We start from the raw sequence: 14,697 nt of genomic DNA, 5'->3' as shown, positions 1-14,697 counted from the left end.
TCTATGAATTATCGTGTTTTCGTAAAGAAGAAAGAAGCATATCAAGTTGAATCAGATTCTTTGTTTCATGAGTTAAAGCAGAATCTAAGCTTACATAGTTTAGAGGGAGTAGAACTCTACAATACCTATGATATTTTTCATGGAGATGATAGAGATTTAAAGTTGTTGAATGAAAAGGTTCTTTCCGAGAAAGTAACAGATGTTGTTTATGATTCTATTGATTTAAGTGGAAAAACATTTATTGCATATGAATGTTTACCAGGACAGTATGATCAACGAGCTGATAGTGCACAACAATGTCTTATGTTGTTAAATAATAAACAAGATGTAGTTATTAAGAGTGGACGTATTGTTGTTTTAAATGGAGCTTTGACACAACAAGATGTGGATGCTGTAAAAAAATATTTAATTAACCCAGTAGAAAATCGTGAGAAAGATTTGAACGTATTGGGATATGAAGAAGATGTGGAAATCGAAGCTGTACCAGTATTAAAAGGATTTTGTGAATTGGATGATGCTGGATTAGAGGCGTTGCGTAGTGAACAAGGGTTGGCTATGACACTTGCTGATGTATTGCACATTCAAGCTTATTTTAGAGATGAGGAACACCGTGATCTTACCTTAACGGAGTTGAAGGTGTTGGATACGTATTGGTCAGATCACTGTCGTCATACGACGTTTGAAACGATTTTACAAAATGTGAAGTTTGATGCAGGTTCTTTACAGGATACGATGCAGAAAGCGTTTGATACATATTTGAACTTACGTGAAGAAGTACACGGTGGAAAGAAAGTCATGACATTGATGGATATGGCTACGATTGCTGGAAAGTATTTACGTAAAAAAGGTAAATTGGATGATATGGAAGTAAGCGATGAAATCAACGCTTGTTCTGTAGAAATCACAGTTGACGTAGATGGAGAAGATCAACAATGGTTGTTGATGTTCAAGAATGAAACACATAACCATCCTACAGAAATTGAACCATTCGGTGGAGCTTCTACATGTATTGGTGGGGCTATTCGTGACCCATTGTCAGGAAGAAGTTATGTATATCAAGCAATGCGTATTACGGGAGCTGGTGATATCACAAAAGATATCAAGGAAGCACTTCCTAACAAATTACCACAATCACGCATTTCTAAAGGGGCTGCGGCAGGTTATTCTTCTTATGGAAACCAAATCGGTTTGGCTACAACCTATGTAAAAGAAATCTTTAATGATGGGTATGTCGCAAAACGTATGGAAGTAGGAGCTGTTGTTGGTGCTGCGCCAAAAGATAATGTAGTACGTAAGACACCAGCTGCAGGAGATATTGTTGTATTGATTGGTGGAGCTACTGGACGTGATGGTGTTGGTGGAGCTACAGGTTCTTCTAAAGAGCACAACGATACATCACTTACAAAATGTTCTTCTGAGGTTCAAAAGGGAAATGCTCCAATCGAACGTAAACTACAAAGATTATTCCGTAATCCAGTAGCGACTCGTTTGATTAAAAAAGCAAATGACTTTGGTGCTGGTGGTGTTTCTGTTGCGGTTGGAGAAATCGCAGATGGATTGATCATTGATTTGGATAAAGTACCAGTAAAATACAATGGTTTATCAGGCACAGAGTTAGCAATTAGTGAATCTCAAGAACGTATGGCTGTATTGATTGAAAGTGATAAGTTTGATGAATTCAAACAATTGGCATATGAAGAAAACTTAGATGCATGTATAGTTGCGGTTGTTACAGAAGAAAAACGTTTAGTAATTAACTTCCATGGTGAAGAGATCGTAAATATCTCTCGTGCATTCTTAGATACGAATGGAGTACGTGGACTTCAAGATGTATTGGTTACAGAAGGACTTACTACAATGGATCCATTCCACAGTAGCGTAAACAATATCAAAGAAAACTTAAAGCAACCCAATGTAGCATCACAGATTGGATTGGCAGAAATGTTCGATTCATCTATCGGTAAATCTACGGTTATGATGCCATTTGGTGGAAAATATCAATTAAGCGAGACGGAAGGTAGTGTACAAAAATTACCTGTCTTTGGATTTACAAATACTTGTAGTATTATGACACACGGATATCATCCAGAAGTTTCTTTATATTCACCATATCTTGGGGCTGCTTATTCTGTTGTTGAAGCACTTGCTAGAGTTGTGGCGATGGGTGGTAATTATGCAACTTGTCGTTTGACAAATCAAGAATACTTCGAACGATTGAATGACCATCCTGAAAAATGGGGAAAACCAATGCAAGCTTTATTAGGCTTGATTGAAGCAGAAATGGCATTTGAAACACCAGCAATTGGTGGAAAAGATTCTATGTCTGGTACATTCAATGATATTACGGTACCTCCGACATTGATTACATTTGCAGTTACTACAGAAAAGACAGCGAATATTATATCTCCTGAATTTAAGAAAGACGGAAGCTATATTTATTTGGTAAAACATACACCAAATAAGAACATGACTCCAAATTACGATATGTTAAAGAAGAACTTTACAACGGTTCGTAATTTGATTTTGAACAATAAAGTAATGAGTGCTTCTACTGTGAAATTTGGTGGTATTAGTGAAGCTTTATGTAAAATGAGTTTTGGTAATAAAATTGGTGTTGATGTTACTACAAAAGAAAATGTATTTGATCTTTCTTTAGGAAGCATCATCGTAGAAGCAGATTTGCCTTTAGATGAAGAAAACTTCATCTTATTAGGAACTACAACAAATAACGATTGCATTAAGATCAATGAAGAAACAATTTCAATTGAGGAAGCTATTTCTGTTTGGTGTGAACGTTATGATGCCTTGTATCCAATGCATGTAAATGCAAAAGAACAAACGATTGAAACACCAGTTTATAAGGCAACAGAAGTGAAGAAAGCACGTAAGACTTACGAGCATCCAAAAGTTATCATTCCTGTATTCCCAGGGCAAAACTGTGAATATGACACAAAACAACAATTTGAAAGAGCAGGAGCAGAAGTAGAAGTCTATGTATTCAATAACTTGAACGTAGAAAGTATCGAACGTTCTTTAAAAGAATTAAGTGAAAAGATTGCGGCTGCGCAAATCTTGATGATTGTTGGGGGATTCTCTAGTGGAGATGAACCTGATGGAAGTGGTAAATTCATTGCGAATGTATTAAGCAATCCATCTGTAAATGAAGCAGTTCAAACATTGTTAGCGAACGATGGTTTGATCTTAGGTATCTGTAATGGATTCCAAGCATTGATCAAATCAGGATTGTTACCTTATGGTGATATCACAAAACTGAGTGAAGATTCTCCTACATTGTTTAGAAACGATATCAATCGTCATATAAGTCACATGGCTTCTACTCGTATTACTTCTAATAAATCTCCTTGGTTAGCGGGATTTGAACCAGGTGCAACACATAGTGTTGCCATGTCACATGGAGAAGGTAAGTTTGTAGTAAGTGAAGAAATGGCAAAACAATTATTTGAAAATGGACAAGTTGCAACTCAGTATGTAAATCTTGATGGAAATCCTACGATGGATGGAACTTACAACTTGAATGGATCTACTTATGCAATTGAGGGTATTACATCTGCGGATGGAAGAATCCTTGGTAAAATGGGACATAGCGAACGTTATGAAGAAGGACTCTTTAAAAATATAGCTGGAGATAAGAACCAAAACATCTTTAAAAACGGTGTTGACTACTTTAAGAAGTAAGAAAGTGAGTATACAATATATGAATGAAGTAAGAGATGAATTCCTTTCAAGGGAATTACATGAAGAATGTGGTGTCTTTGCCATATACAATAACTCGGATGCCGCATCCCTATCCTATTTTGGATTACATGCGCTTCAGCATCGTGGACAAGAAGCTGCAGGTATTGCGGCTTGTGATACAGGTGGGGAAATCAACTGTTATAAAGGAAAAGGCTTGTTAGCGGAGGTCTTCAATAATGATATTATGAAGACCTTGCCAGGTCATCATACAATTGGACATGTTCGTTATTCCAAAGCGGATGCAAACCAATTGGAAAATGTACAACCAATTATGGTTCGTTCCCATGCAAACTCATTTGCAGTTGCGCATAATGGACAAATCGTAAACGCTCCAGAATTAAAGAATGAATTAGAAGTGAAAGGAAGTATCTTTCAAGGAATCAGTGATTCAGAATTACTTGCACACTGGATTCAGGTTGAAAAAGGAAACTTCGTAGAAAAAATAAAAAAATCTTGTGAACGATTTGAAGGGGCATTCGCATTTGTTATCTTAACAAATGATGCTGTATATGCAATTCGTGATAAGAATGGACTTCGTCCCATCGCATTAGCAAAATTAAGCGAAGGTGGATACTGTGTAAGTAGTGAAACTTGTGCTTTCGATATCGTAGGAGCTACCTATATTCGTGACATCCGTCCTGGAGAAATTGTAAAGATTGATAAAGAAGGTGTTCATAGTTATCAATATACAAGTGAAATTCAATATAAGATGTGCGCAATGGAGTATATTTACTTTGCACGTCCTGACAGTAATATCGATGGTATCAATGTGCATACTGCACGTCGTTTATCAGGTAGAGCATTGGCACGTAGAGAAGATGTTGAAGCAGATATCGTAATTGGTGTTCCTGATTCTTCTATTTCTGCAGCGATTGGATTTAGTGAAGAAAGTGGACTTCCTTATGAAATCGGTTTGATTAAAAATCGTTATGTAGGAAGAACCTTCATTCAACCAACACAAAAACAAAGAGAACGCGGTGTACGTATGAAATTGTCTGCCGTTAAATCTATAGTAAAAGGAAAACGCGTCTTTATGATAGATGATTCTATCGTTCGTGGGACAACAAGTAAACGTATCGTACAATTGTTAAAAGAAGCAGGCGCTACAGAAGTACATGTTCGTATTTGTTCTGCACCATTGGTCAGTCCATGTTTCTATGGGGTGGATACTTCAACGTATGACGAGTTAATCTCTGCACGTTTAAGCCATGATGAATTATGTAACTTTATCGGCGCTGATTCTTTACGCTTTATGGGTGTTGAAGAAATGGGAGAAGCATTTGGTACAAAGAACTTGTGTACTGCTTGTTTCGATGGTAAATATTGTACTAGCTTATATAGCTATGGTGATGTTTTGGAAAGTGAGAAGAAAAAATGAGTGATAAATATAGAGAAGCAGGTGTCGATTTAGAAGCTGGTTATGAATCCGTAAGACGTATCAAAAGCCATGTTGCACGTACACAAATCAAAGGTTCTATTGATTCTTTAGGTAGCTTTGGAGGAATGTTTGATTTAAGTATCTTACAAATGAAAGAACCAGTACTTGTATCTGGAACAGATGGTGTTGGTACAAAACTAATGTTAGCATTTGATGTAGACAAACACGATACAATTGGGATTGATGCAGTTGCGATGTGTGTGAATGATGTATTGGTACAAGGAGCTATGCCTATTTATTTCCTTGATTATATCGCAGTTGGAAAAAATCACCCTGTACAAATTGAACAGATTGTAAAAGGTGTTGCGGATGGTTGTGAGTTATCACAGTGTGCTTTAATCGGGGGAGAAACTGCAGAAATGCCAGATATGTATCATGATGGTCATTATGATATTGCGGGATTTTGTGTAGGAGTGGTGGAAAAGAGCAAGTTGTTAGATGGAAAAAATATCGCAGCAGGTCAGACCTTAATTGGACTTCCTTCTAGTGGATGCCATTCTAATGGATTCTCTTTAATTCGTAAAGTTTTATTGAAAGATGCAAATTTAGATATTAAGAAAACATACGATGGATTCGATAAACCATTAGGTGAAGTGTTGTTAACTCCAACAAAAATTTATGTAAAAGCAATCAAACACTTACTTACAAATAATGTAGACATCAAAGGGATGTCTCATATCACTGGTGGTGGATTCTATGAGAATGTTCCAAGAATGTTAAAAGAAGGATTAGGTGTAAGTATCGATACAACAAGCTTCCCTAGACCAGAAGTATACAACTTAATTATGAAAACAGGTGGTATTCCTGAAAAAGAAATGTACAATGTTTTCAATATGGGGATTGGTTTCCTTATGGCAGTAAATAATGAAGACGTAGAAAAAGTACAAAGCTTATTAAAAGAAATCAATGAAGAGTCTTATGTAGTTGGTGAAGTCACAAGCAGTGGAAGTGTGGATTTGAAATGGTAAGCATTGCAATATTTGCCAGTGGAAATGGTTCTAATTTCGAAAATATCGTGAACCAGATACAGGCAAAAAAAGTTACAAGTGCTATTTGTAAAGTTTTAATCGTTGATAAAGAAAAGGCTTATGCTATACAGCGGGCAAAACAACTACAAATTCCTTGTGTTTATGTAAACCCAAAAGAATATGCATCAAAAGAAGAATATGAAACAAAGATTTTAGAAATACTTCAATCTTATGGGGTACAACTCATCGTTCTTGCGGGATATATGAGATTTATTGGTCGTGTATTGTTAAGTAATTTCGATCAACGCATCATCAACTTGCATCCTGCATATCTTCCAGCATTCCCTGGAGCCCATAGCATCCAAGATGCATTTGAGGCTAAAGCGGAATACACAGGAGTTACGGTGCATTATGTAGATGAAGGTGTAGATACAGGAACCATTATACATCAAGAAAAAATTATAATGGATCCATCTTGGACATTAGAAACGTTAGAAGAACATGTACATGCTATGGAATATAAAATGTTTCCAGAGGTTGTACAAAGTGTATGTGAAATGATAGAAAGAGAGGCACTCGCATGAAACGAGCATTAGTAAGTGTTTCAGATAAGAGCAACTTAGTAGAGTTTGTAAAAGAATTAAGAGCACTTGATTATGAAATCATCTCTACTGGAGGAACAAAAAAAGCATTAGAAGATGCTGGAATTGAAACCATTGGAATTTCTGAAGTCACAGGATTCCCAGAAATTATGGATGGACGTGTAAAAACATTACATCCAAAAGTACATGGTGCTTTATTATGTGTACGTGATAATCCAGATCATGTAAAACAGATTGAAGAACTTGGTATTCAATATATCGATTTGGTATGTGTAAACTTATACCCATTCAAACAAACTGTACAAAAATCAGGTGTATCCCACGAGGAAATTATCGAAAATATCGATATCGGTGGACCTAGTATGTTAAGAAGTGCTTCAAAGAATTATCAATCCATTCCTGTTATCGTTGACCCTAATGATTACGCTGCGGTGATCAAAGAGTTGAAGGAAAACAATGATACATGTCCTGTTACAAGAGAATATCTTGCGGCAAAAGTATTCCGTCATACGGCAAGCTATGATGCGATGATCGCAGATTATTTGACACAACGTACAGGAGATAAATATCCTGAAAAGTTAACAATTACATACGATAAGGTACAAGATCTTCGTTATGGAGAAAACCCTCATCAAAGTGCAGCGTTCTATAAGAATATGGATCCTCAATATTCTTTGGCAAATGCGAAACAGCTTCATGGTAAAGAATTGTCTTACAATAACATCCAAGATGGAAATGCCGCAATTGAAATCCTAAAAGACTTCGAAGGACAAAGTGCTGCAGTTGGTGTAAAACATATGAACCCATGTGGTGTGGGTATTGGTGCTAGTATTGAAGAAGCATGGAAGAAAGCATATGAAGCTGATTCTGTTTCTATCTTTGGTGGAATTGTTGCCTTCAATGACACAGTAAGCGTATCTGTTGCGAAGGAATTATCAAATATCTTCCTTGAAATTATCATTGCGCCTGATTTTGAAAAAGAAGCATTTGAAATCTTATCCGCAAAGAAAAATATTCGTTTGATGCAGTTAGATACAACATTATCGGTACATGCGAAATATAAAGTAACAAATGTAAATGATGGCTTGTTAATTCAAGACAATGATGATCATGTTGTTTGTGTTGATGATTTGCGTTGTGTTACAAATCGCAAACCAAGTGAAGAAGAAATTGAACAATTACTAATTGCTTGGAAAGTTGTAAAACATGTAAAATCAAATGCGATCATTTTGGTCAAAGACAATATGACAGTAGGTGTTGGTGCTGGACAAATGAATCGTGTTGGAGCTGCGAAAATAGCAATCGAACAAGCAGGTGATAAAGCTAAGGGTTCTGTCATGGGATCTGATGCATTCTTCCCAATGCCTGACACAGTAGAAGAAGCTTTAAAGGTAGGAGTTACTGCGATCATTCAACCAGGGGGTTCAATTAAGGATCAATTATCCATTGATTTATGTAATGAACACGGAATTGCGATGGTATTTACAGGAATACGTCATTTCAAACACTAGAAACTCAGCAATGAGTTTCTTTTTCTTTTGACTATCGTATGAACTTTTCTCATAATTTGCAATAGTATGATATAGTATTTACTATATGGAGTGATAAAAATGAAGCATATTGTCGCAAGAAAAGTAGTAAAACTAGCAACTAAGAAAATGGAAAAAAAAGACATGCAGTATTATACACAAAAGAAAGATGTAGAGCATGTGCTAGAAGATAGAGATATAGCTTATAGTGTGCAGTTTTGTATGGATCACTATATGCCAAAGAAGAAGATATCAAAAGATTTATATATATTGGATATTCATGGTGGTGCTTGGATGTATGGGAAGAAAGAGTTGAATCGTCATTTCTGTATGCATTTAGCAAATGGAGGATATTCCGTTTTCAATATGGATTATGGATTAGCTCCTGACTATTCAGTGAAACAACAAATACAACAAATTTTCGAAGCTCTGCAATTTATTCAGGAACATAAAAAAGATTATGGATTAGAAAATGCACGTGTATGCCTTTGTGGAGACTCTGCAGGTGCACACTTAGCAAGTTTAGCTGCGTGTATTGTAAGAGATAAAGAATTACAAAAGGTGTATGAAGTCAATGCACAGGGAATTCATGTGGCTGCCTTGTTACTACAACATGGTGTTTATGATTTAACACCTTTGAAAAAGGCAAAAACAAGACCATTCAAAATCCTATATCACTGGCTGTTTCCAAATGAAACAAGCACACTAAAACATGTGGATTGTCTAGATGCCATACTTGATGAACAATGGGATATTCCAATGTTTCTATTAAGTAGTAAAGAAGATAAAATATTCTCTTTTCAAACGATTCGACTAGAACAGAAACTTATACAACTTAAAATCCCACACGAAGCACTTATTTGGGATGCATCTTACGATACCCTACAACATGTATTTCATATTATTGATCCAGATAAACCAGAAAGCAAAGAGTCTGTTCAAAGGATGTTAAAGTTTTTAGATAATTTATCATAAGTGGCAAACCTTGAAATACAAATGCTTGTAATATCATTAGGTTTTGACTATAATACAAGTAAATTGGCAAATAACGAAAGCGGGATGAGATTGTGTATTGTGACTATCATGTGCACTCGCATTTCAGTGATGATTCTGTATATAAAATGCAGGTTGTCGTGAAGGATGCGATATTATTAGGAATCGATGAATTATGTTTTACAGATCACTTTGATCTGAACGAAAAAATAGAAGGACATGAAACAGTGGAACAATCACTTATTCCTTTTCCACGCTATTTTTCTGAAATTGAAAAGCTACAAAAGAAATTTCATAATAAAATCAAGATAAAAAAGGGAATGGAATTTGGAATTCAATATGGAACCATAGATGAATACAAGAAAATATTCGATGAATACCCTTTTGATTTTATATTACTATCGATTCATCGTATCGATAATAAAGGATATTGGAATCGCAAGTTTCAACGTGGCAAAACGGAGAGCGAATACTATAATGATTACTATCAAGCGATGTATAAAGTAGTTCAAAACTATCATGATTATAGTGTTTTGGCTCATCTTGATTTAATACGTCGCTATGATAATAATGATGGGTATGATGTTATGAATGATCGTGAAATGATTGAGAAGATATTAAAATATATTATCGCGGATGGAAAAGGAATCGAAATTAATACGTCCTTTATTCGCTATGAGATAGGAGATATGACACCATCGGTGAATATCTTAAAGTTGTATCTAGAATTGGGCGGTCGTATCATTACGATTGGTTCTGATTCTCATAAACCAATTCACTTGGGTGCTTATATAGAGGAAATTAAAGCGCAATTAAAAGAGATTGGGTTCAAGGAATATTGTACGTTTGATAAAATGAAACCTGTTTTCCACGAACTATAAAGGATAGCTAGTAGAAATGTTAAAGGTAAATTTTTATGATACTGTTGATGATGAACTATATAAGTTTGCGGTGATAGTTTCAAGGTATGAAAACAAATGGGTGTTCTGTAAACACAAGGAACGTAGCACCTACGAAATTCCTGGTGGGCATAGAGAATAACAGGAACAAATCGATGAAACTGCAAAAAGAGAGTTATGGGAAGAAACAGGTGTGATAGATTATCAGATAAAACCTGTTTGTGCTTATTCTGTAATGAATGAGAAGGAAGAAACCTTTGGAATGTTGTACTTTGCGCAAATCATAGAGTTTGAAGAATTACCTCCTCTTGAAATGGAAAAAGTAGAACTGTTTGAAGAGTTGCCAAGTCAGTGGACATACCCTTTGATACAGCCCTTATTGATAGAACAAATTAAAAAATTGAAGCTTATTTAACTATGATTTATTGATGAATATAAAAAATAATCCGTGTGGATTATTTTTTTGTAGTATATAGCATAGGGGTAAAACGAATGCCATTATGGACTTGTTCTTTATCTGTGTCTATAAAACCTAGCTTATGATAGATAGAAACGGCATATGGGGAAGAGTTAACAGTGATTTCATCACAGGTACTATTTTGTTTAACATATTCCCACAACATTCTACCAATGCCTTGTTGTTGATAGGTCGCTTCTACAAAGAAGAGAGAAATATGTTTTCCAGTATCCCTTGTGGCTATTACACCTAACAGTTGTTCTTCTTCATATGCTCCATATAAGCTCAATGTTTCCAAAGCCTCATTGTCCATAAGAAATGCATGAAAGCTTTGAATTCCTTCTTGCTCATAATCCGTACCTTCATATTCTAAGAAAGTGTTCCAAATCAATTCTTGAGCACATGCAATATCATCACCTATTAAAGGGTATATATCAATCACTACAAATCACCTTATTCTTTCCGTTTGCTTTTCCTATGTATAATTTATCATCGACATTTTTTAAAAGTTGTTCTAGATCTATTGTGCTATGGTACTCACTAACTCCAAATGTCATCGTTACATTAATATCAGAAGTATTAGATGTAGGCAACTTCATATGGGATAAGTGACGTTGTAGACGAAGTAACTGTTTACATGTTTGTTCTTCATTCATATGCTTGAAGATGAAGAGAAATTCCTCTCCACCCCATCTAGCAACAAAGCTATTACGATCCAAATGCTTTTTAAAAATAGCAGAGATATTTTTTAATACTTCATCACCAACGCCATGTCCATAGGTATCGTTGATAATTTTAAAATCATCGATATCTCCAATCACCAAAGTAAACGGAGTTTGATTATCTTCAAAATCTTTTACTGCACTTTCTAAAAAGAGAGTACAGCTTCTTCTGTTATATAAACCAGTTAAAGTATCTGTATGAATAAGTTCTGTTACTGATTTTTGTAACATAACAGAAAATCTTCCCATTTCTCCGATTTCATCATCTCTATCTAAAACGGATGTTTGAATAGGCGTATCTACATCACCCTTTGTGATCCTGCTTAAAAATTCCTTTGTAGCGTTCAAAGAATCGATTATTTTACCAGAGAAAGATAGAGAAATTGTGGAGACAAGGAAAATCATAAGTAGTAATATAACGGAAATAGTTCCAACTAATTTATAAATTGTATGAAGAACTAGTGTTCTTGGTTTTCCTACAAAAATCATTCCAACAATGGTATCATCACTGTTCTTTAGGGGCATATACTGTCCAAAGTATGGAACCTCATTTACAAACACATTATCAGAAAAATATTCTTTTCCTTCTTGAAGGACAGCATCTTGTACTTCGAGGGAAGAGGCACTTCCAACTGTTCTTTCTCCATCATCATTTCGTATGGTCGTAGACATACGTGTACTTCCCCAAAATACTGTCGCATCGATACCAGATGTTTCTTTTATATCATCAACAATTTTAAATGTCGGATCAAATGGTTGATTCCCTTTATATAGTATATTATTTCGTAAACTATAGTCTCCTGGACTACTGGACTCGCAAATTTTATAAAGTGCATGGGATAGGTTTCTAAGTCCATCTTCACTTTCGTTACTCATTGCGTTATAAATTAAAAAAGAAGAGGATATTACACTTAAAATCCCAAAAATAATTAAGGGAAGAATTGTGATTTTACGAAATTTTAATCGAAGACTCCGCTCATTACGACCCATTTCTCGTGCACCTCGTTATATGAAATATTATAGCATAAAATACTAGGAATTTATACAGTGTTACTTAGCGTCTACATTTCATAATGAATTATCAATAATTATGTTTCACATTTAATCTAAGATGCATTATAATTTAGTTATCTTTAAGGATAGGGTAGAATGAAAAAGGAGGAGATTATATGAAGCTGGAATTTGAAAATATCGAGGATCAAAAGATGATGCAAAATCGAAAACCGATATATGTTACAGGACATATGCATCCAGATAGTGATTCCATCATATCTGCAATTGCATATGCACATTTTAAACAACGTAAAGGGTTTCACGCAATTCCATGTAGATTAGGGAAAATCAATGCGGAAACGAAGTATCTATTAGATCGTTTCCACATGGAAGAACCAATGTTGTTTGAAGATGCTCGTTCCACAATGGATGAAATAGAAATCGATGCGCCTTTAACAATTTCACCAATGACAACCATTCAAGAAGCGTTGGAGCTTATGAAAGAGAAACACAAACAGTCTTTTGGTGTGGTGAATGAACACAACAAACTTATGGGAATGGTCACAAAATCAGACTTAGCTGAAATTGGACTTGGAGATACGGCGGTATCTATTCAATTGTTAAAAGAAACACCAACTGAGTTTATTGCGAAAACGATCAATGGACAGGTGCTATATGATGATGAAGAAAGACATTTTAATGGGAAAGTCAGTGTCATTGCGATTGCGGAAACAAAGCTAATAAACTATGAGTTAGAAGATCGTTTGGTTATCGTAGGGAATGATACCGAAGCTCAAATCACGGCGATACAGAAAAAAGCAGGAATCCTAATGGTGGTTTGGACAGAAGATGTCAAACCAGAAGTTTATGAACTTGCGAAGAAGTTTCATTGTCCGATTATCAAATCTGGTCATGGGACAATGAATACAACACGTTATCTTTACTTTTCACCACCTGTGAAATTGATTATGACAACTGATTTGATTTGTTTTAATATCAATGAGTTTGTGGATGAAGTTGGAAAGAAGATGATGAAGACTAGATTTAGAAGTTATCCTGTAGTGGATGCGGAAAATCATCTATGTGGATATGCTTCACGTTTCCATATCTTAAATCAAAGAAATAAGCGTGTGATTTTAGTTGATCATAACGAATACTCACAATCTGTTAAGAGTATTGAAAAAGCAGATCTATTAGAAGTTATTGATCATCATAGAATATGCGATATTATTACCAATCGCCCAATCAATTTCCGTAATGAAATTATAGGAAGTACAGCAGCGATTGTAGCCTCTATTTATTTGGAAAATCAACTTAGCATTCCAAAAGACTTGGCAGGACTTATGTTGGGGGCAATTCTTTCTGATACTTTAAAATTTAAGTCACCAACAACCACGGAAAAAGATCAAGGAATCGCGAAAGTTTTAGCGGATATTGCGGAACTAGACATCGATACATTTGCGAAAGAAATGTTTAAGGTAAGTTCCAATATTAGTAATAAAACACCAATCCAATTAATTGAACAAGATATCAAGAAGTTTGATATGGATGGAAAGAATGTAATGATCGCACAAGTCATTGCTTATCAAGTGGAAGATGCTAGAGAAATAGAGAAAGATTTACTTGAAGAACTACAACGTTATGCCAATGATAAAAACTTAGATTTATTAGTTATGGCATTTACTAGTATTCTTGAAAATGGTTCTGTATTCTATGCAGCTGGGCCGATTACACAAGTTGTGGAAGAGGCATTCCCAAACATAAAAGGGGAAACACATAGTTTCCAACCAGATATATTATCTAGAAAAAATCAAATGATACCATTGTTATCAAGAGCAATTATTAATTCTATACACTAGGGCACAAGATGCCCTTTTTTTAAAATCGATTTTATTAGTTGACAAAAAAGTGTACTACACATATAATACAGTTAGAGGTGATGTTCATGGTTTCCTTTGATGAAATGGAATTCAATAAAAAAGATCCTGTATATCTTCAATTGAAGAATCATATCAAGAAAAAAATTTTGGCAAATGAAATTCATGATTATGATGAATTGCCAAGTAGAAGAGAACTGGCGCTAAAGTTATCCATCAATCCTAATACTGTACAAAAATCCTTTAAACAATTGGAAGAAGAAGGAATTATTAGAACGATTAGCAATGTGAAAAGTGTTGTGGTAGTGAATGAGGATATCATTGCGGAAATCAAGTTGGATGTATTGGCTAGTTCTGTCACAACCTTTATTCATGAGTGCAAAGGTAGTGGCATGGATTTCCAACAAACGGTTGCACTCTTAACGAAATACTGGGATAAGTGAAAATTTTTTATTTACACTTA

At 35.1% G+C, this 14,697-nt stretch carries 13 protein-coding genes; 11 read left to right on the top strand and 2 right to left on the bottom strand.

Annotation, left to right across the window (positions count from 1 at the left end; translation table 11 throughout):
- Nucleotides 1-3 precede the first annotated feature (3 nt).
- From ACWG0P_RS03930 to ACWG0P_RS03890, 9 genes are all read left to right on the top strand, one after another.
- A complete protein-coding gene (locus tag ACWG0P_RS03930; protein ID WP_455800575.1) occupies nt 4-3,696 on the top strand; it encodes a phosphoribosylformylglycinamidine synthase in 3,693 nt (1,230 codons plus the stop codon).
- A gap of 19 nt (nt 3,697-3,715) precedes the next feature.
- A complete protein-coding gene (purF, locus tag ACWG0P_RS03925) occupies nt 3,716-5,134 on the top strand; it encodes an amidophosphoribosyltransferase (protein ID WP_455790893.1) in 1,419 nt (472 codons plus the stop codon).
- On the top strand, nt 5,131-6,162 hold the full coding sequence (purM, locus tag ACWG0P_RS03920; RefSeq protein ID WP_455800574.1) for a phosphoribosylformylglycinamidine cyclo-ligase: 1,032 nt from the start codon (nt 5,131-5,133) through the stop codon (nt 6,160-6,162). Before purF ends, purM begins: the two co-directional genes overlap by 4 nt.
- Nucleotides 6,156-6,746, top strand: a complete 591-nt coding sequence (gene purN / locus ACWG0P_RS03915; RefSeq protein WP_455800573.1) for a phosphoribosylglycinamide formyltransferase — start codon at nt 6,156-6,158, stop codon at nt 6,744-6,746. The genes purM and purN overlap by 7 nt, the downstream gene beginning before the upstream one ends.
- Nucleotides 6,743-8,275, top strand: coding sequence for a bifunctional phosphoribosylaminoimidazolecarboxamide formyltransferase/IMP cyclohydrolase (gene purH / locus ACWG0P_RS03910; protein WP_455800572.1), 1,533 nt, complete (start codon nt 6,743-6,745; stop codon nt 8,273-8,275). The genes purN and purH overlap by 4 nt, the downstream gene beginning before the upstream one ends.
- A gap of 99 nt (nt 8,276-8,374) precedes the next feature.
- Nucleotides 8,375-9,268 carry an alpha/beta hydrolase gene (locus tag ACWG0P_RS03905; RefSeq protein ID WP_455800571.1) on the top strand — a complete coding sequence of 298 codons (894 nt, stop codon included), beginning with the start codon at nt 8,375-8,377 and terminating at the stop codon, nt 9,266-9,268.
- A 92-nt stretch (nt 9,269-9,360) separates the two neighbouring features.
- On the top strand, nt 9,361-10,167 hold the full coding sequence (locus tag ACWG0P_RS03900; RefSeq protein ID WP_455800570.1) for a histidinol-phosphatase HisJ family protein: 807 nt from the start codon (nt 9,361-9,363) through the stop codon (nt 10,165-10,167).
- Between the two features lie 16 nt (nt 10,168-10,183).
- Nucleotides 10,184-10,327 (top strand): hypothetical protein, encoded by a 144-nt coding sequence (locus ACWG0P_RS03895; protein ID WP_455800569.1) that lies wholly within the window; start codon nt 10,184-10,186, stop codon nt 10,325-10,327.
- 51 nt (nt 10,328-10,378) lie between these two features.
- Nucleotides 10,379-10,600, top strand: a complete 222-nt coding sequence (locus ACWG0P_RS03890; RefSeq protein ID WP_455800568.1) for a hypothetical protein — start codon at nt 10,379-10,381, stop codon at nt 10,598-10,600.
- A 40-nt stretch (nt 10,601-10,640) separates the two neighbouring features.
- Here the strand turns inward: ACWG0P_RS03890 and ACWG0P_RS03885 are convergent, their stop codons facing one another.
- Together ACWG0P_RS03885 and ACWG0P_RS03880 are read right to left on the bottom strand one after the other, a co-directional pair.
- A complete protein-coding gene (locus tag ACWG0P_RS03885) occupies nt 10,641-11,084 on the bottom strand; it encodes a GNAT family N-acetyltransferase (RefSeq protein ID WP_455800567.1) in 444 nt (147 codons plus the stop codon).
- Nucleotides 11,077-12,240, bottom strand: a complete 1,164-nt coding sequence (locus tag ACWG0P_RS03880) for a diguanylate cyclase (RefSeq protein ID WP_455800566.1) — start codon at nt 12,238-12,240, stop codon at nt 11,077-11,079. The genes ACWG0P_RS03885 and ACWG0P_RS03880 overlap by 8 nt, the downstream gene beginning before the upstream one ends.
- A 293-nt stretch (nt 12,241-12,533) precedes the next feature.
- Here ACWG0P_RS03880 and ACWG0P_RS03875 point away from each other — a divergent pair, with 293 nt between their 5' ends.
- Together ACWG0P_RS03875 and ACWG0P_RS03870 are read left to right on the top strand one after the other, a co-directional pair.
- Nucleotides 12,534-14,216 (top strand): putative manganese-dependent inorganic diphosphatase, encoded by a 1,683-nt coding sequence (locus ACWG0P_RS03875; RefSeq protein WP_455800565.1) that lies wholly within the window; start codon nt 12,534-12,536, stop codon nt 14,214-14,216.
- Between the two features lie 86 nt (nt 14,217-14,302).
- Nucleotides 14,303-14,677, top strand: coding sequence for a GntR family transcriptional regulator (locus ACWG0P_RS03870; protein WP_455800564.1), 375 nt, complete (start codon nt 14,303-14,305; stop codon nt 14,675-14,677).
- Nucleotides 14,678-14,697 lie beyond the last annotated feature (20 nt).

It is taken from the genome of Amedibacillus sp. YH-ame6 (assembly GCF_053848845.1).
Note: the sequence above shows the minus strand (reverse complement) of the source record. Positions and strands in the feature narration are given on the sequence as shown.

What these genes read in the sequence shown, in the direction of transcription:
- ACWG0P_RS03930 (WP_455800575.1), top strand. Translation starts at nt 4, where the DNA reads ATGAATTATCGTGTTTTCGTAAAGAAGAAAGAAGCATATCAAGTTGAA.
- purF (WP_455790893.1), top strand. Translation starts at nt 3,716, where the DNA reads ATGAATGAAGTAAGAGATGAATTCCTTTCAAGGGAATTACATGAAGAA.
- purM (WP_455800574.1), top strand. Translation starts at nt 5,131, where the DNA reads ATGAGTGATAAATATAGAGAAGCAGGTGTCGATTTAGAAGCTGGTTAT.
- purN (WP_455800573.1), top strand. Translation starts at nt 6,156, where the DNA reads ATGGTAAGCATTGCAATATTTGCCAGTGGAAATGGTTCTAATTTCGAA.
- purH (WP_455800572.1), top strand. Translation starts at nt 6,743, where the DNA reads ATGAAACGAGCATTAGTAAGTGTTTCAGATAAGAGCAACTTAGTAGAG.
- ACWG0P_RS03905 (WP_455800571.1), top strand. Translation starts at nt 8,375, where the DNA reads ATGAAGCATATTGTCGCAAGAAAAGTAGTAAAACTAGCAACTAAGAAA.
- ACWG0P_RS03895 (WP_455800569.1), top strand. Translation starts at nt 10,184, where the DNA reads ATGTTAAAGGTAAATTTTTATGATACTGTTGATGATGAACTATATAAG.
- ACWG0P_RS03880 (WP_455800566.1), bottom strand. Translation starts at nt 12,240, where the DNA reads ATGAGTAACGAAAGTGAAGATGGACTTAGAAACCTATCCCATGCACTT.
- ACWG0P_RS03875 (WP_455800565.1), top strand. Translation starts at nt 12,534, where the DNA reads ATGAAGCTGGAATTTGAAAATATCGAGGATCAAAAGATGATGCAAAAT.
- ACWG0P_RS03870 (WP_455800564.1), top strand. Translation starts at nt 14,303, where the DNA reads ATGGTTTCCTTTGATGAAATGGAATTCAATAAAAAAGATCCTGTATAT.